This is a genomic window from Streptomyces sp. LHD-70, assembly GCF_031157275.1.
In the GTDB taxonomy this organism is placed as follows: domain Bacteria; phylum Actinomycetota; class Actinomycetes; order Streptomycetales; family Streptomycetaceae; genus Streptomyces.
In genome coordinates this window covers 13,520-29,531 of sequence record NZ_JAVIFW010000023.1, presented here as the reverse complement: position 1 = coordinate 29,531, position 16,012 = coordinate 13,520, and the positions used below count along the sequence as shown (strand labels likewise).

General features: G+C 71.1%; 21 protein-coding genes. 7 read left to right on the top strand and 14 right to left on the bottom strand.

Annotated elements, in window-relative coordinates:
- Positions 1 to 12: 12 nt before the first annotated feature.
- Positions 13 to 402 carry a rodlin gene (locus tag RCO28_RS32795; protein ID WP_308944972.1) on the bottom strand — a complete coding sequence of 130 codons (390 nt, stop codon included), beginning with the start codon at positions 400 to 402 and terminating at the stop codon, positions 13 to 15.
- A 278-nt stretch (positions 403 to 680) separates the two neighbouring features.
- Between RCO28_RS32795 and RCO28_RS32790 the strand changes: the two genes are divergently transcribed.
- On the top strand, positions 681 to 920 hold the full coding sequence (locus RCO28_RS32790) for a chaplin (RefSeq protein ID WP_308944971.1): 240 nt from the start codon (positions 681 to 683) through the stop codon (positions 918 to 920).
- A 168-nt stretch (positions 921 to 1,088) separates the two neighbouring features.
- On the opposite strand, the gene RCO28_RS32785 is transcribed toward RCO28_RS32790, so the two are convergent.
- From RCO28_RS32785 to RCO28_RS32770, 4 genes are all read right to left on the bottom strand, one after another.
- The gene (locus tag RCO28_RS32785; protein WP_308944970.1) at positions 1,089 to 1,415 is read right to left on the bottom strand and encodes a hypothetical protein; all 327 of its coding nucleotides are present in this window, start codon (positions 1,413 to 1,415) and stop codon (positions 1,089 to 1,091) included.
- A gap of 485 nt (positions 1,416 to 1,900) precedes the next feature.
- On the bottom strand, positions 1,901 to 2,131 hold the full coding sequence (locus tag RCO28_RS32780; protein ID WP_308944969.1) for a chaplin: 231 nt from the start codon (positions 2,129 to 2,131) through the stop codon (positions 1,901 to 1,903).
- Between the two features lie 235 nt (positions 2,132 to 2,366).
- Positions 2,367 to 2,750, bottom strand: a complete 384-nt coding sequence (locus tag RCO28_RS32775; protein WP_308944968.1) for a rodlin — start codon at positions 2,748 to 2,750, stop codon at positions 2,367 to 2,369.
- A 195-nt stretch (positions 2,751 to 2,945) separates the two neighbouring features.
- Entirely contained in the window at positions 2,946 to 3,197 is a 252-nt protein-coding gene (locus RCO28_RS32770; RefSeq protein ID WP_308944967.1) for a chaplin, read from the bottom strand.
- Between the two features lie 336 nt (positions 3,198 to 3,533).
- Here RCO28_RS32770 and RCO28_RS32765 point away from each other — a divergent pair, with 336 nt between their 5' ends.
- A complete protein-coding gene (locus tag RCO28_RS32765; protein ID WP_308944966.1) occupies positions 3,534 to 3,695 on the top strand; it encodes a hypothetical protein in 162 nt (53 codons plus the stop codon).
- An 18-nt stretch (positions 3,696 to 3,713) separates the two neighbouring features.
- On the opposite strand, the gene RCO28_RS32760 is transcribed toward RCO28_RS32765, so the two are convergent.
- Positions 3,714 to 4,142 carry a DUF6299 family protein gene (locus tag RCO28_RS32760; RefSeq protein WP_308944965.1) on the bottom strand — a complete coding sequence of 143 codons (429 nt, stop codon included), beginning with the start codon at positions 4,140 to 4,142 and terminating at the stop codon, positions 3,714 to 3,716.
- A gap of 282 nt (positions 4,143 to 4,424) precedes the next feature.
- Here RCO28_RS32760 and RCO28_RS32755 point away from each other — a divergent pair, with 282 nt between their 5' ends.
- The 3 genes from RCO28_RS32755 (at position 4,425) to RCO28_RS32745 (ending at position 5,774) form a co-directional block, all read left to right on the top strand.
- Positions 4,425 to 4,916 carry a DUF5949 family protein gene (locus RCO28_RS32755; RefSeq protein WP_308944964.1) on the top strand — a complete coding sequence of 164 codons (492 nt, stop codon included), beginning with the start codon at positions 4,425 to 4,427 and terminating at the stop codon, positions 4,914 to 4,916.
- A 101-nt stretch (positions 4,917 to 5,017) separates the two neighbouring features.
- Complete coding sequence (locus RCO28_RS32750; RefSeq protein WP_308944963.1) at positions 5,018 to 5,521, top strand: hypothetical protein; 504 nt, start codon at positions 5,018 to 5,020, stop codon at positions 5,519 to 5,521.
- A 13-nt stretch (positions 5,522 to 5,534) separates the two neighbouring features.
- Positions 5,535 to 5,774: a hypothetical protein gene (locus tag RCO28_RS32745; RefSeq protein ID WP_308944962.1), complete on the top strand. Its 240-nt coding sequence runs from the start codon at positions 5,535 to 5,537 to the stop codon at positions 5,772 to 5,774.
- Between the two features lie 29 nt (positions 5,775 to 5,803).
- On the opposite strand, the gene RCO28_RS32740 is transcribed toward RCO28_RS32745, so the two are convergent.
- From RCO28_RS32740 to RCO28_RS32710, 7 genes are all read right to left on the bottom strand, one after another.
- Entirely contained in the window at positions 5,804 to 6,406 is a 603-nt protein-coding gene (locus RCO28_RS32740) for an NAD(P)H-dependent oxidoreductase (RefSeq protein WP_308944961.1), read from the bottom strand.
- Positions 6,407 to 6,451: 45 nt separating this feature from the next.
- Positions 6,452 to 6,826 carry a DUF6009 family protein gene (locus RCO28_RS32735; RefSeq protein WP_308944960.1) on the bottom strand — a complete coding sequence of 125 codons (375 nt, stop codon included), beginning with the start codon at positions 6,824 to 6,826 and terminating at the stop codon, positions 6,452 to 6,454.
- Positions 6,823 to 8,418 (bottom strand): phage/plasmid primase, P4 family, encoded by a 1,596-nt coding sequence (locus tag RCO28_RS32730; RefSeq protein ID WP_308944959.1) that lies wholly within the window; start codon positions 8,416 to 8,418, stop codon positions 6,823 to 6,825. The genes RCO28_RS32735 and RCO28_RS32730 overlap by 4 nt, the downstream gene beginning before the upstream one ends.
- A 648-nt stretch (positions 8,419 to 9,066) precedes the next feature.
- Complete coding sequence (locus RCO28_RS32725) at positions 9,067 to 10,650, bottom strand: amidase (protein ID WP_308944958.1); 1,584 nt, start codon at positions 10,648 to 10,650, stop codon at positions 9,067 to 9,069.
- Positions 10,647 to 11,927 (bottom strand): MAB_1171c family putative transporter, encoded by a 1,281-nt coding sequence (locus RCO28_RS32720; RefSeq protein ID WP_308944957.1) that lies wholly within the window; start codon positions 11,925 to 11,927, stop codon positions 10,647 to 10,649. The genes RCO28_RS32725 and RCO28_RS32720 overlap by 4 nt, the downstream gene beginning before the upstream one ends.
- Complete coding sequence (locus tag RCO28_RS32715; RefSeq protein WP_308944956.1) at positions 11,924 to 12,490, bottom strand: hypothetical protein; 567 nt, start codon at positions 12,488 to 12,490, stop codon at positions 11,924 to 11,926. Before RCO28_RS32715 ends, RCO28_RS32720 begins: the two co-directional genes overlap by 4 nt.
- A 118-nt stretch (positions 12,491 to 12,608) precedes the next feature.
- Positions 12,609 to 13,064, bottom strand: coding sequence for a helix-turn-helix domain-containing protein (locus tag RCO28_RS32710; protein WP_308944955.1), 456 nt, complete (start codon positions 13,062 to 13,064; stop codon positions 12,609 to 12,611).
- A gap of 383 nt (positions 13,065 to 13,447) precedes the next feature.
- Between RCO28_RS32710 and RCO28_RS32705 the strand changes: the two genes are divergently transcribed.
- Together RCO28_RS32705 and RCO28_RS32700 are read left to right on the top strand one after the other, a co-directional pair.
- Positions 13,448 to 13,828: a hypothetical protein gene (locus RCO28_RS32705; protein ID WP_308944954.1), complete on the top strand. Its 381-nt coding sequence runs from the start codon at positions 13,448 to 13,450 to the stop codon at positions 13,826 to 13,828.
- Positions 13,829 to 14,268: 440 nt separating this feature from the next.
- Positions 14,269 to 15,045 (top strand): alpha/beta hydrolase, encoded by a 777-nt coding sequence (locus tag RCO28_RS32700; RefSeq protein WP_308944953.1) that lies wholly within the window; start codon positions 14,269 to 14,271, stop codon positions 15,043 to 15,045.
- A gap of 560 nt (positions 15,046 to 15,605) precedes the next feature.
- Here RCO28_RS32700 and RCO28_RS32695 read toward each other — a convergent pair.
- Positions 15,606 to 16,010 carry a hypothetical protein gene (locus tag RCO28_RS32695; protein ID WP_308944952.1) on the bottom strand — a complete coding sequence of 135 codons (405 nt, stop codon included), beginning with the start codon at positions 16,008 to 16,010 and terminating at the stop codon, positions 15,606 to 15,608.
- Positions 16,011 to 16,012 lie beyond the last annotated feature (2 nt).

The following is a 16,012-nucleotide window of genomic DNA, read 5'->3' as shown; positions in this document are numbered from 1 at the left end:
GGCGACCTGAGGTCAGCGGCCCGCGTTCGCCGAGAGGACGTTGTGCAGGACGTTCGCGAGACCGTCGTCGCCCTTGGTCTGCGTCGAGTTCTCGACGCACTGCTGGTTCTGCGCGCTGGACAGGACCGGGATGTCCTGGACCGCGACGTTGATCAGGCCGATGAGGGAGCCGACGTTGGCCTTCGCGGGCAGGCCGATGCAGGGCTTGTTGAGCGAGCCCTGGACCAGGCCGAGCTGCGGGCTCATGTCGCCGTGCGTGGCGGAGTTGCCGTAGGTCTGCGAGGCACCGTTGCCGCTCAGCGACGTCGGGTCGTTGTCGGCGAACGCCTGCGGAGCCATCGCCGCACCCAGGCCCGCCACTGACATGGTGACGGCCGCCGTAGCCATAACCTTCTTGAGCATGTTCTGTCCTTGTGTCGCATGAATGCCCGCGATCGGAGCGCCCTGACCAACTCGGGTACCCGCGTTTGGTTCTTCGTCTTCACTCCGATGGCCCTGCCGATCACTCCCCCGAAGGGTTTCCGGTACCGGAGTGTTCGCCCAAGTGCCCGAAGAACACCGCCCGTTGCTCCGAAGGTGGTCAACACGGCGCCGAGCCGTGTCGTAGCAGCCACCGACACGTTTCGATCTACGTGGGTCCGAACTCGGGGCCCGTTAAGTCGAACAGAAGGTGCACCCTCATGAAGACTGCCAAGAAGGCCGCCCTGGTCCTGGCCACCGCCGGGCTCGCCGCCGGTGCCTCCGCCGGAAGCGCGTTCGCCGACGCCGACGCCGCGGGCGCTGCCGCCCACTCGCCCGGCGTCCTGTCCGGCAACATGGCCCAGGTCCCGGTCCACGTGCCGATCAACGCCTGCGGCAACACCGTGAACGTCATCGGTCTGCTGAACCCGGCCTTCGGCAACACCTGCGTCAACGCCTGACGTTCCGCGGCACGAACAGCAGGGCGGCGATCACCGGTTTCGGTGCATCGCCGCCCTGCTCTTTGTTGTGTCCTCGGCGCTCTTCTCTTTTGTGCCCCCGGCTTCACGCGCCGAGGGAGTTGGCGCCCCGCGAGAGACCGCCAACTCCCTGGCCTCATACGGTACTTACTAGCCCAGCGGGCTCGCGGGCAGGCCGCCCAGGAGCGGGGCCGCCTGGCCCACCGTGCCGAGAACCTGCTGCGGCACACCCTCGCTCTGCGTCAGCCCACCGGCCACGTCCGTGACGGGCTTGAGCGGGCCGCCCTCGCTGTTGCTGATGCCCTGCTGCGCCTGCAGGTGCTGCAGGTCCAGGCCGGAGGAGACCGTGTCGTTGACGGCACCGTTCAGGCTCATCGGAGGAATGTGCCCGACATGGTCGGCGGCGAGGGCCGGCGCGGCCGTCCCGAGCGCCATCACGGAACCGCCGACAGCTGCCGCGACCTTCGAGTACTTCACTGCGTGTCCTTTCTCCGGGTGCGCTCTCTCAGTGACGCGAGCCTTCGCGTCAGGCAGGTGTCCCGTTCGACACCAGGCGCCACCATCGCGCTGTTCAACGAGTCCCGCCGCAGCGGGAAACCCCGGTTCCGCCGCCTATCTCGATCCCTGGCCGGTGCGTTCCCCAACGGGGCGCATACGGAATGGACTTTCGACTCGGCAATCGGGTGAAGGCCCCTCCACCCCCACCTGCCCATGGTGTGTACTGAGAGCAGCGGTCTCTCTTGAGTGGTGCGGGCTCCCAGCCGCCGGCGTTCCTCACGTCGTCGAGCCCGCCGTGCCCCTTCTTGCGCGGCACAGCACACAGAAACCGCAGACCGTTGGGGGCCCTCCGGGGCCCCCAACTCGGTTTCCGCGCCGACCGGTTGGCGGAACAGCGCATACGAAACGGCCCCGGGGCTCGAGCACCCGGGGCCGTTGACCGTTCTCCGCGAACCGCGCGAACGTCAGGCGTTGACGCAGGTGTTGCCGAAGGCCGGGTTCAGGGCGGCGATGACGTTCACGGTGTTGCCGCACACGTTGACCGGCACGTGGACGGGGACCTGGACCAGGTTGCCCGAGAGCACACCCGGAGAGTGGGTGGCGGCGCCGTGGGCACCGGAGTCGGCCATGGCCGGGGCGGCACCCCCGACGGCGAGCATGGCACCGGCGACGACGGTCAGAACCTTCTTGTTCATTGTTCCCTTCCCACAGTGCTGCGCTACGCATCGCGACGTTCGCGTACGGCCGCAGACGATCTTCACTGCAGCTGGAACAACGATTTCGGCGGGCAGAGGAAACCGCGAATTCATAGATCGCACCGCGCATCTCACCCGAATGCTGCACAGCGGTGGCGAAGAGGCCCGGACACACAACTGTCCGGGCGCCGACGAACGACGCCCGGACAGCCGGTGCACTGCGTGATCAGTCAGCTCACCTGGTGAAGGAGAGGACGTTGTGCGCGACGTTCGCGAGGCCGTCATCGCCCTTCGTCTGCGTCGAGTTCTCGGTGCACTGCTGGTTCTGCGAGCTGGACAGGATCGGGACGTCCTGGACCGCGACGTTGAGCGCGCCGAGGAGGGAGCCGACGTTGCCCTTGACGGGCAGGCCGACGCAGGGCTTGTTGAGGGAACCCTGGATGAGCCCCATCTGCGGGCTCAGGTCGCCGTGCGTGGCGGAGTTGCCGTAGGTCTGCGAGGCACCGTTGCCGCTCAGCGACGTCGGGTCGTTGTCCGCCATCGCCTGCGGAGCCATCGCCGCACCCGTGCCGAGAACGGACGCCGTGACAGCGGCGGTCGCCAGAATCTTCTTGATCACTTGATTCCCTTTTCTGGGTGTATGCCGGGGTAAATGCCCGTTGGTTCAGCTGTCTGACCAACTCTCCGGTGCCCCCTTTGGTTCTCTTCGTTCACCCGAACGCCGGACACTCCCCCACCACGGCAAAGCGCCGCGCCAAGCCCTTCGTACGGGGTACGAGGGCCGGCGCGGCGCCGGGAACCTTGAGCGGTGCCGCTAGCTGTTGACGCAGACGTTGCCGAACGCCGGGTTCAGCAGCGCGATCACGTTGACGGAGTTGCCGCACACGTTCACCGGGACGTGGACCGGAACCTGGACCACGTTGCCCGAGAGGACACCGGGCGAGTTCGCGGCCGCACCCGAGGCTGAAGCGCCCGGATCCGGGGCCGAGGCGGCGGCGACGCCGGCGCCTCCCAGGAGCAGCGCCGTGCTGGCCACGGCCATTGCACCAAGCTTCACAATCTTCATTACAAGCCTTTCTGTCGGGGCATTGCACAGCCGGACACACGGGGGGAACGGCCGCGCCCACTGCCACGCATAATCACGCAGTCGGTGGTGAATTTCGTGCGACATTCCGACGAGCCTCCGAATGGAGGCATCCAGCCCTCGCTCGGTTTCACCGCAGAACGGAATGGCGATTCCGTCACGCGCCGTGCCCGTACACCGCAGAATCCACGGGAATTCCTCCGGGGCATCACTCTACGTGTCCGGGAATGTGCACCGGGTTGAAGGTTGCGGAAACCGGGCGGATCCTCGAAGGGATGCCCCGGACGTTCCGGCCGCGTTTCTTCACGAGGAGTCTCGATGCGCTTGATGCACAGCGTGCTGGCCGTCGTGTTCTTCGCCTCGGTGTTTGCGGGTGTCTGCGCCTCCGCGCAGGCGAGGACGCAGACACCCGTCGGCGACACACCCGGCTGCAGCACGGTCTTCCTGTCCATGACCGCGGCCGGCGGCAGTTGCGAGTGACCCGCCGCGCGCGGCGGGTCAGCGCTGCGGAAGCAGTTCGACCTGCTGCTCGGTGGTGGCGAGGAAGTTCGTCTCGATGGGGATCAGGCCCGAGCGGGGCTTGATCTGCACGAGGTGGCTCTGCACCGTGGCCGACCCGGCCTCGAGGTGGATACCGCGGAAGCCCTTGGTCTCGAGCTGCCAGGTGTGCAGTTCACCGTCGCACACCGCTTCCTGCGATTCGCCGGACATGGATGTGTTGTTCTGCCGCACGGACGCGGTGACGAAAACCGGCGAAGCCCCGGTCGACCCGGTGCAGCGGTACGTTCCGGAAGTCGTGACCGTATGGTCGGACGCGATGACGGCGCGGCTGTTCACGGCGATCTCGTAACCGGGTGCGGAAGTGGCGGTGCCGGCTCCGAGGAGTACGGCCAGGGCGGCAAGGCCCGTGGCGGTCTTTGCGTACATGGCGGCCAACTCTCTTTCTGGGGGTGGGATTTCCGGTGCCGTTGTGCGTATCACGCGGAAACCCGCCGGAAACGCCCTTGGTCACCCGTCGGTACGGCCATGTGCGGAGGATTCACTCTTCCCGTCGAGCGCGCTGCGCCCATTCCGCCGTGAATTCGCCCGGCGCGGTGGGCAGTTGGTTCCGCGCCGTGCGCGCGCCGGTGGGCGGGCCTCCGCGTGCTCTCCCCTGATCGGGTGAAACGCGGGGCTCGTACCGGTATCACGCCGTTAGGGTGCCGAACCATGGTCGATACCCAAACCGCCCCCAGCGGCAACCAGTTCAGCCTCGGCACCCTGTCCATCCTGGCCTGGATCGGCGCGCCCGAGGAGGGCCACCAGACGCCCTACCTGCTCGCCTACACCCTCGGTGACGGGGAGAACGGAGCAGCTGAGAACGAGGCGGCCGTGGTCGCGCTCGCGCAGAGCCTGTCGCTGCCGCTCGACGGGACCATGGCGGACGGCTCACGCCCCGGGTTTCCCGTGCAGCTGCTCGTCGAGGCCGGCCAGGCCGTGCTCACCCTGAAGGCCTTGAAGGCGCAGTGCGTGGCCCCGCCGGAGTGGCTGGCCGCGGTGGAGCAGGGCGCCGCCGTGCACTTCGTGCTCAGCACGCGGGCCTGGCCCGAGGCGGCTCCGGGGCAGCCGGTGCCGCTGGAGGCGTTCCGCGCGTACGTCGGTGACGAGGAGGTGCTGCGGTCCGCCGCGCACTGCCTGCTGCCCGTCAACAAGCTGCGCTGATTCCGCCGGGGGGATTGCTGCGCCCAGGGGACAAGCCGTGGGGTTCGCCGGGGCGGCTCGTTGTTCCGGACGTAATCGATGCTCTGACGAAGGTGGACACCGTGAAGTTGACCAGCCGTGCGGGACTGGCCGTACTGATGACGTGCATGGCTTCGGCAGCCGCCGTGGCTCCGGCCGCGGCCGCGGACTCGGTACCCGTGCCGGTGCCGCTCGAGGGCCTGGAGACCGCGCTGCCGGTCGAGGTGCCCGAGTTGCGCGGCGGGGTGCCGCTGCTGAAGCCCGGGGCGCCCGTGACCGGGGAGCGGACCGAGGGACGGCTGCTCGGTGAGCACGTGCTGCCGCAGCTGCCGTTGCACAGCGCGCTGCCCGAGACCACGCTCGACGCGCCCGTCACCGACCCGCTGAGCCAGGAGCGGGTGGCCGGGCTCGGCGTGGAGTCGGTGGAGTCGCCGGTGGAGGCGCTCTCGCCCGGCCTCGGCGTGGCCGCGCCGCTGACCGAGCCGGGCGCGGGCCCGCTGGGGCTGCCCGGGGTGGACGTGCCGCAGCTGTCGGTGCTCACCCCGGCGCTGCAGGCGACCCCCAACGCGGGCACGCACCTCTCCTGAGGCGCACCGAGCCATGAACTCCAGCCCCGCGGACGGCACTTCGGCGGCCGCGCCCCGTGCGTCCACGGGGCGCTGGCACCGCGTGGGTTCCGTCGTACGGGCCCACCCCGATCCCGCGCCGCCCCCTCCCCCGCTGCCGGTACCCCCGCCGCGCGGACCGAGCGCGACTCCGGTGTACGACCAGCTGGTCGCCGAGTACCGGGCGCGGAACCTGACGGTGCCTCGGCCGCCGGATCCGGGGTACGCGAGGTAGCGCCCCGGCTCCGGCGGTCGTTCAGGCCGTCAGGCCGTCAGCTCGGCGGCCGCCTGCCGGGCCTCGCGCAGCCAGGACTCCCGCTGCTCGGCCGAGGAGTCCGTCACCGTACGGAACACCCGCCGTCGGACCTCGTCCACGCCCACGTACGGCAGGACGCACGCCGCCCAGATCCACTGCAGCGGGTCGCCGAACTCGCGCTCCTCGCGCTCGGCGGGGGTGTCGGAGGTGTTGAGGACCAGGGCGCGCCGGGCCTTGAGGAGTCCGGCCGGTTCGGCGTCGGCGGTGCCGAGCTTGTAGGCGACGCCCGGGGCGAGGATCCGCTGCACCCAGCCGGTGAGGATCGCGGGCGGCATGCCCCACCAGTTGGGGTGCACGAGGACCAGGGCGTCGTGCCGCGCGACCTCGCGCCGGTGCCGCCGCAGCAGCGGGTCGTCCGCCTCCGGGGCCGCCTCGACCGTGCCGGTGCCGTCCGCGGGCAGCAGCGGGTCGAAGCCCTCCGCGTACAGGTCGTACACCGTCACCCGGCAGCCCCGGTCGCGCAGTTCGTCCGCGACGGCCTCCGCGAGCGCGTGGTTGAAGCTTCCCGGGCGCGGGTGCGCCAGATAGATCCCGATCTCCGTGCCGGTCATGCGCGGCCCCTCCCCCGTCGACGTCCCCGGCAGCCTACGGCCCGCTCACGAGGGCGCCAGGCCGGCCGTCCCGTACTGGGAGCGCGGGGTCTTCTCGCCGACCTTGCCGGGGCTGATGGTGCGCGGGTCGACGGCCTCGCCGGGGGCGCCCTCGCGGTACACGCCGTCGGGGGCGTAGTCGCGGTCGTGGGGCAGCAGGTAGAAGACGCGGCGCTGGTAGTAGCCGGAGTCGGCCTGCTCGGCGTCGGCGGTGAGTTCCGCGTAGCCGACGATGCGGCCCTCGCGGGCGTAGGCGGGCTTGCCGCGGCGGCGGGTGGTCTTGTCGCGGGACTGGCGCACGTAGTCGAGCCGGTCGGGGTCCTCCAGCCAGACCACGTTGTTCTCGTGACAGAGCTCTTCCTCCGTCAGCAGCGAGCTCATCGAAGCGGCCCTTCTGTCTCGTACGCGGGTGGCGTGGCGGAGCCCGGCTCGGGGAGCAGTCCGATGCGCGGGTAGTACTTGCGGCCGTTGGATTTCAGCATCTCGGCGGGTGAGGCGAGGCCGGTCTCCTGGCGGACGCGGCCGGCGAAGGCGCGGGCGGTGGCGGGCCTGATGCCCTCACCGGCCGCGCACCAGGAGACGTACGACGCGTACAACGCGCCCTGCTCGGCCCGGAGTTCGGATTCGGCGTCGGGATCGCGGCAGCAGCACTCGGTGAGGAAGCGGCCGATGTGGTCCTCGGTGGCCGCGTACGCGCGGGTGGCGAGGCGGACGCGCTGGGGGCCGTCGAGGGCGTCGCGGGAGCGCAGGTAGCGGCCTGCGCCCGTGATGAGCCACTGCAGGATGCCGGGGCCCTCGTCCCGTACGAGTTCGAAGGCCAGGTTGTCGATCTTGCGGGCGTCCGGGACGACGCGCTCGAAGGGGATCAGGCGGATGCGGCGCCAGAAGGCGTAGCCGCCGGTGGAGACCTCGGGGCGGTGGTTGCCCAGGAGCCAGAGGTGGTGGGTGGGCGTGAAGGAGAAGTAGTCCTGCCGCATCCGGCGCGCCTTGATCTTGTCGCCGCCGGTGAGGAGTTTGACGCGGGCCTCGTCGAAGCGGTCGTTGGGCTTGAGTTCGCTGCAGATCAGGATGCGGCGGCCGTGCAGCTCGGTGAGTTCGGTGGAGTGCTCGGAGAACGAGCCGCGGTCCATGAGGAAGCCGGGCGGCGCCGCGTCCGCGTAGTCCCCCAGGAGCTGGATCATCGTGTCGAGCAGCACCGACTTGCCGTTCTTGCCCTCACCGTGGAGGAAGGGCAGGACCTGCGCGCCGACGTCGCCGGTGATCGAGTAACCCAGCATCAGATGCAGGAAGTCGATCATCTCGCGGCCCTCGTCGTCGTCGCCGAAGGTGTCCGCGAGAAAGCGGTGCCAGCGGGGCGTCGGGGTGTTCTCCGGGGCGACGGTGGTGGCCTTGGAGTGGAAGTCGCGGGTCGGGTCGGGCTTGCGCAGGGCGCCGGTGCGCAGGTCGACGACGCCGGTGGGGGTGCACAGCGCGTACGGGTCGCCGTCGAGCGCGTCCGGGTCGAGGGCCAGGGACGGGGCGGCCTTGGCCTGGGCGAGCAAGGCCTTCATGCCGGTGGTGGAGAGCGTGCGGCGGCGGTGGACGCGCAGTTCGCGCTCGCTGTGGCGGCCGTCGGGGTCCTGCTCGGGCATGTCCTCGGCCATCTCCCCCGCCGCCCACAGCGCGGCCTTGTCCCCGCCGCTGCGCTTCCAGCGGTGCCCGTTCCACTCGTGCCAGCCGAGTCCCTCCACATGCCGGAAGCGGTCGTTGTAGATATGCGCGAAGAGCTTGGCGTTGCCGCGGTCGCTGAGGGTCGGGGGCAGGACGGCCGTGTTCGGTGCGGTGGTCGGGGCGGCGCGGGGCCCGGCCGGTTCGGGCTGCACCTGCTGTACGGGGACGGCCTGGGCGGGACCGCCGCGCAGGGCGGCCTGTTGCGCGAGGGCGAGCATCTGCTGCGCGACGGCGGCGGCGTCGAATCCGGGCGCGCTGGTCATGGGCGTCCTTGCGGGTGGTGGGGGTGGCGGGAGCGCGTGTGCCGGTCGTGGGGGTCGGCGTGGGATGAGCCTGCGGACAGGGCGGGCGGGGGCTGCGCGCTCAGTCGGCCGCCGCCTGCTCGTCGGTCACCCGCAAGAAACACCCGTACGCCCTGTTCTGTCCTGGTTCGTGAGGGCTCAAGGGACCGGACTCCCGCGCACGCCGCTGCCCGCCGGCCGGGCTCGGACCCTCGCACGCAGGTAACTGGAGTTGAGTCCCTTGGGTCACTGCCGGGCCGGGGGCGCTGCGGAGGCGGTCCGCGAGGGACCAAGGGCCAGGGGCTGAACCGTTCGGACCCTGCCTTGGGACCCTCGGTATCGTCGCAGGTCAGAGCGGCGCGGAGGGCAAATCAGGGACTGGAGGGACTCTGGATCCCCAGTTATGAGCTGTACTAGATATATGTCTTTACATATGTGCGTGCGCGTACGCGCGTACATGTACATCACGTAGTTACGCTCATAATTGGGAAGTTGAGTCACTTCGGTCCCTTGAAACCCTGCCCAGGACCGGGTGAAAACGCTCTGACCTGCGGCTTCTTCCAGGGACTGAAAGCGAAGGGACCGAAGGGTCTCCCGGCCCCTCGGTCCCCTCTCGCGGAAAGCCGCTTCTCAGACGTCCAGTGCGGGCGCCGTCGGCCCCGGCAGGAGGTGGGACAGCTGTTCTGCGACGGCGAGGACGGTGCGGTCGGCCAGGTAGGGACCGACGACCTGGACGGAGAGCGGGAGCCCCGACGCGGTCCGCCCGACCGGGACCGTGGCCGCGGGCAGCCGTACGTGGCTGGTGAGGTTGGCCCAGGCCGTCTGGTCGAAGTACGGGCGCTCGGTGCCGTCGACGGTGATGCGGCGCCGCGGGACCGGCACCGAGGTCAGGTCGGGCACGGCGGCCGTCGGCGCGGACGGGGTGATGAGCACGTCGTGGTCCTCGAAGTACCGGGCCCAGCGGCGGGTGAGCTGCTCGCGCTCCTCGTTCGCGCGCAGCCAGTCGCGGTGCCGCTGGGTGCGTGAGCGCAGGAAGAACGCGCCGGGGCCGTGGTCGTCGTCGGTGAGCTTCGCGGCCGCGTCGATCTCGCCCTGGAACGCCTCGTCGGACGCGCTCGCCGTGCCCGTCGCGTACATCAGGGTCTGGAACAGCCGGTCCGAGTCGGCCAGGTCCACCGGGCGGGTCGTGGGGTCCGTGCGGGCGCCCTCGGCGTCGAGCAACTCGGCGACGCGGGCGAGGAGTTCGCGGGTCTCGGTGTCCACCCTGCAGTACGGGTCGTCCGCCCACACGCCGGTGCGCAGGCCGCTGAGCGTCCGGCTGCGGGGCGCGGGCAGCTCCAGGCGCCAGGCGGGCGCGTCGGTCGGCGCGGGGCCCGCGAGGACGTCGAGGAGCAGCGCCAGGTCGTCGGCGGTGCGGGCGAGCGGGCCGGGGGTGAGCATGTCGCCGCTCGTCAACCAGCCGGGCGGGCGCGGGATGTGGCCGCGGGTGGCGACGATGCCGTGGCTGGGGCGCAGGGCGTGCACGCCGCAGTAGTGCGCGGGCAGCCGCAGCGAGCCCGCCAGGTCGCTGCCGAGCTCCAGGGCGGTGAGCCCCGTCGCGACGGCCGCCGCGGGACCGCCGGAGGAGCCGCCCGCGGTGCGGCCTGGGTCGTACGGGTTGCGGGTGGTGCCGAAGAGCGCGTTGGAGGTCTGGATGTCCTGGCAGCCCGCGGGGGTGTTGGTCTTGCCGAGGACGATCGCCCCGGCCGCCCTGAGCCGGGCCACGGCGTCCGCGTCGCGCTCCGGGACGTGCTCGGCGAACGCGTCGCTGCCGCAGGTCGTACGGAGCCCTTCGGTCTCGAAGGCGTCCTTGACGGTCATCGTCAGGCCGTGCAGCGGGCCCAGGGGTTCGCCGGTGCGGGCGAGGTGGGCGTCGGCGGCGCCGGCAGCCGCGCGGGCGCGCTCGGCGTCGAGGGTGACGACGGCGTTGACGCTCTCGTTCGTGCGCTCGTGGTGGGCGAGGACGAGGTCGAGGAGTTCACGGCTGGAGATCTTCTGCCGCCGCAGCGCGTCGAGTTGTTCGCGGGCGGGGGCGAGGTGCAGGGGGGTGCGCACGGGATGGGTGACCTTCTGGCGGTGGGGGGCGGCGGTCGCGGTGGCCGGCGCGGTCAGGGACGCGGCGGCCAGGGTCGTGGTGAGACCGGTGGTCAGGGCGAGGAAGGAGCGGCGGATCAACTGCTGGCTCCGGTCGGGTCCTTGGCGGGGTTCTCGTCGGGGTTCCCGGGGACTTCTTTGGTGGCGTCCTTGGTGGTCGCCTCCTTGGTGGTCGCCTCCTTGGTGGCGGGCGGTGGGCTGAAGTGGGCCGCGACGCGCAGCAGCAGCCGGGTCTCCTCGTCGGCGGTACGGCTGGGCAGGCGGGCGTCGGCCCACCCGGCGGGCTCCTCGACGCGGGCGCCGCGGGCCTGCCGTACGAGCGCGTCGTGCAGCTGGTCGGCGGTGACGGCGGCGGCGAGGTCCGGGTCGGCCAGCCCCTGGGCGGTGCGCCTCAGTTCGGCCTGCTCGCGGGCACCGGGGTCGAGGTAGGGGCGCAGCTCGATCTGGGCGTCGCGGATCTCGACGGTGCGCCGGTAGACGTGGAAGCCGACGCCGCGCAGGCGCAGCACCTCGCCGAGCTGGCGGGGCGGTTCGAGCAGCGCGATCGACGGGACGGCGCGGTGCAGTGCGGCCCACAGCGGGCCGAGGCGCCGGTACGCGAGGTGTTCGCGCACCCATACGCGGGCCTCACCGGCCCGTGCGGCGACCGTCGGCAGGAAGTAGCCGACCTGGGTCACCGCCGCCCCGATGTCCCCGCAGATCCACGCGTACGGCTCCAGCTCCCGTACGTCGAAACCGAAGACGGCGCCGAGGACCGAGGAGATGCGGATCGCCGAGTAGCCGAGGGTGATCACCGCGCCGACGCTGATGGTGCGCAGGCCGCGGGCGATCCACGGGGACGTGGCACGTCGGGCCTGGCGGGCGCAGCCGACGGCGAGGTAGATCTCGGCGACGGTGTACGTGGTGATGTAGAGCGTCAAGTACGCCTGGTAGTACGGGTCGTGGACGTAGTACAGCGTGAAGTCGGCGGGCCGCTGCTCGGCCGGGGTGAGCAGCGTGAACAGCACGCCGAGGGTGGCGACGACGGCGACGCCCGCGAGGACGAGCAGCCGGGTGCGGCTACGGGTCTTCTGTCCGTCGGGCACGGCCCAGTGGACGAGGACGACGGCCTGGGCGACGAGCACGCCGATCACACAGGACTGCGCGAGCGGCACGGCGATGTTGGTGACCCCGAAGAACGCGTCGACGCGCACCCACACCGGGGTCAGCGAGATCGCGTAACTGAGCGCGGAGGCCAGGTAGGCGACGCTCAGGGCGACCAGGGCCCGGTCGCGGCGGTCCCGGCGCAGATCGCGCAGGAGGAGCAGGAAGCCGGTGCTCGCGAGGACCAGGCCGAGCGGATGGAGCAGGTCCTTCACCGGGTGCGCCCCTCTCGGCCGGTGCCCGCGCCTCGGGGCCGCAGCAGGGTGCGGGCGACGCGGGCGGCGTCCTCCTCGGCGGGCGCGGCCGCCGCGTACGGGCTGGTGTGGGCCTGGAGGTACGAGCCGATCAGCTCGGCCTCGCGTTCGTCGTGCTCGGCGTAGTCGGTGCGGCCGAGCACGGCGCGCACGACGGCCGGGTCGATGTGGGTGATCAGCGCGGCGGCGTCCTTGTCGCGCAGGGCGGGGCCGCCGCGGTGCTCTTTGAGTATGTGTCCGAACTCGTGGGCGATGATGTGGTCCTGGTGGGAGCGGCTGGTACGGGGGTCGTAGAACACGTAGTGGGTGTCGCGGGTGGCGAGCCACATGCCGCAGGGCACCGACTCGGAGGCGGCGACCTCGGCGGGCTCCAGGCGCAGGGCGCGTCCGGTGCGCCGCTCGACGTACGGCACGAGGTCGCGGACCCCGGCGACGGCGGGCAGGGAGAGGCCGAGCACGAAGTCCCGGCAGCTGCGCCGGATCTCGTCCGGGGAGGGCTCGCCCCTGCGGGCACGCGGCCTCATGGGCCACCTCCGCGGCGGGGCCGAACCGGGCCTGTGCGTACGGGAATCGGCGCGGTCATCGGGCAGGTCCGTACGGGAATCGGCGCGGTCAGGCGGGTCCGTACGGGAATCGGCGCGGTCATCGGGCCGGTCCCGGTCCGGGGGGCAGGCCCTCCAGCTCGCGGACGCGGTCGATCATCGCGAGCACCGCGTCCATCGACTTCGGCGACAGCCCGACCGCCCGCAGCGCCACGTTCTGCACGCCCGCCTCGCGCAGCCGCTGCAGCGTCTCCAGGTCGGAGCCGACGCGGCGGGCCACGTCGTCGTCGAAGAAGTACGCCACCGGTACGCCGAAGAAGTCGGCGAGCGCCTCCAGATGACGTTTCGTCGGGTTGTCGCGGCGGCCGGTGCGCAGCTGCCACAGATAGGTCCCTGAGACCGTGGGGCCGCCCTGCTCCTGCAGGAGCGTGGCGACTTCGTCGTTGCTGTAGGGCCGGCTGCGGCCGGCGGGGTGGATCACCTCGAAGAGATGGTTGAGCCGTGCGGCGAGGGTCGATTCGCCTGACTCCCCCGGGTTCTGGTCGCTCACTGACATGGTGCTGGGTCTCCCCGTTCTGGTCCGCTCCCCCACCGGCGCGATCAACGCCAGTTGACTATTTCACCGCCGAAACCATAGTTTTCCAGCACCACCACAGCTGAGATGGATGCACGGTGGGCGGCCACTCCGTCGTACCCCGTGGAGCGGCACACATGCTCTCACTGTCCGTCGCAGCTGTTCGAAGCAGCATTCGCACACCGGCTGTTCACGCACCCGCTGTCCGCACACCGGCTTTCCGACGGGACGGAGTACCACGTGTCGCTCGTAGACGCCACAGCCCAGTACCGGAATCCGCCGTCCCGGGCCGGGGCCGCGTCGCCGTGTGCCGCTGCCGCTCCGCTGCCCGCGGGAGCAGCGGTCGCGACCTGCGCCGGAGCGGCGTGAGTCCGGCCGCCGACGCGGCCCGGCTGCGGGTGCTGCGCCACGTCGAGGAACTCCGCGAGACCCTGCCCCAGCCTCAATTCGCCCTGCTCCTGCGGGTGTTGCGAAGCGTGGCCCGGCAGGGCGGGTACGGGGCGCGGCTGCCGGTCGGCGACATGGATCGGGCGCATTTCACACCGTTGGTGCGCAACGAGATGCTGCGGACCTGGACCATGGTCGGGCCGACGGCGCTCCAGGACCCGTTGTGGTCACGGCAGTTGGCCGCCTCCCTGGACGCCTTGCTCGCGGACATCGACGAGGATGCCGCGGCCCTCGAGGGCATCGCGCACGCGAGCGGTCTGTACGGCGGCGCCGCGACCGGTGGGGTCGGCGGCGCCTGAAGAACCCGTAGGGGCGGGGCGGCTGGGACGGGGGTCCGGCCGCCCCGCGTCGACGGCTGTCCCGGCCCCGCGCCCGGCTCGCTCGCCTGCTGGCTTACTTACTTGCTCGCCCGCTTGCTCGCTTGCTGGGGCGCGGTGCCGGGGTACGACGGGGGAACGCACCCCGGCACCGCGCTGCGCACGAGCGTAGGGAATCCAGAGCTCCTCGGGCCACGCCTGCGGGCACAACTGGCTTGATTTGCTTGGGAGTTGAGGGCAGAGGGCCGGGCGCGCGGCCGGGTCAGAGGGACGGGGTGGGACGGGGTGGGACGGGGTGGATCGGCCCCGGTGCCCGGCCCGGGACCAGGGCTGCGATGAGTTTCTCCCGTACGACAAGTCTCTATCCGTGACTGCAGTTCAGCCGAGCACGGCTGAGTTCGGATACGGATGGAGACAGACCGATGGCCGCATACGCCCAGCTCGGAGACGTGAACACCTGGTACGACGAGCACGGCGCGGGCACCCCCCTGGTGCTGCTGCACGGCGGCCTGGTCGACGCCCGGTTCTTCGCGCCGAACCTCGACGCACTGGCCGAGAAGTTCCACGTCTACACCCCTGAGCGCCGGGGGCACGGGCACACACCCGATGTTCCGGGCCCGATCACGTACCAGCTGATGGCCGACGACACGATCGCGTTCCTGGAGCAGGTCGTGGCCGAACCGGCCGACCTGGTGGGACACAGCGACGGGGCGTTCGTCGCGATGCTGGTCGCCATGCAGCGGCCCGAGCTGGTCCAACGGCTCGTGCTGATCAGCGGCGGCTTCAACAAGAGCGGCGAGGCCGCCCCGGACACCGAGTGGGACGTGGACGCGATCTTCGATTTCCTCGGCCCGACGTACGGCGAGGTGTCGCCGGACGGCATCGACCACTTCCGGGTCGTCGCCACGAAGATCGGCGAGATGGCCGCCAAGGAGCCGGACCTCAAGGCCTCCGACCTGGCCGCGGTCTCGGCTCGCACGCTGGTGATGTTCTCGGACGACGACCTGGTGACGATGCGGCACGTGGTCGAGATGTACGACGCGATCCCGGGCGCCGAACTCGCCGTCGTACCCGGGACTTCGCACTTCCTGACGCAGGAGAAGCCGCACCTGGTGAACGCGCTCGTCCTGGACTTCCTCACCCACGACCCGGTGCCGACGGTGGCGGGGATCAGGCGGGCACCGCAGGGCGAGGAGTAGTACGCCGACGGTCCATCAACTGCCTTCAGTCCCTTCAACTCCCTTGACACCACTGCAAGTGCACCGCTACTTTCAAAGCACTTCACCCGCAGTGGATGACTCGCTGCGGAGCGACCGCTACCGCTACCGCTCAGAAGGAGCACTCTTGCGCGTACGTCTCGACCAGCTCGCCGGCACCGGCCTCTCCCCCGCCCACCGTGGCGGCCGCCCGCGGCACCTCCCGCAGCCGAAGCCCCGATCCGTCCCCCGCCCCCGCCCGCTCCCGAAGCCCGGCACGCGCCGGTGACCCGGGAACGCTCCAGAACAGACAACGCCCTCCGGCAACGCACCAGCCGGAGGGCGTTTCTCGTACGTGCCAAACGGGCGCGGGCTCAACGGGCCGTGGGAAGCGGGCAGTTGGCCGGGAGGTGGAAGCAGGCCACTCCCCCGCGCCCTTGCAGCCAGGGTGAATTGGAATCTTCTCTTCCGCTTTACCGCGGTAAAGTCCCGCGGCCGCACACGGGTGTGCCCCGCCCGGGCGGTCAGGCCGGGCGGGGCACACCTGCAGGTGTCGGGCGGGCTCAGCTGAGGGTGACGCGGGCGTCGGCCGCGCGCTTCCAGCCGGTGCTGAACTTGGTCGTGGCACCGCCGCAGTCCTTGTACGTCTTCGTCCCGCCGGTCGGCACGAAGCGGATCTTGGCCCAGACGCAACGGCCGTTGGTCTTGGTGTCGTTGAGGACACCGGTCACCTTGCGGTAGTTGCCGCTGTCGCACTCGCGGTACTTGAGGTTCCCTCCGTTGACCCTGATGACCCGGGTCCAGCAGGTGGCGGCGGCAGCGCGCGTACCGGCGTCCTGTGCCTGGACCGAGACCGTCTTCGTCTGCGGCGCGGCGGACAGCGCCTGCGCGCCACCCGCCGGAATCACGAACGCGGCGGTACCGAGAGCCGCGGCGCCGACCACACCCATCCGGATCTTGCTGATCATTT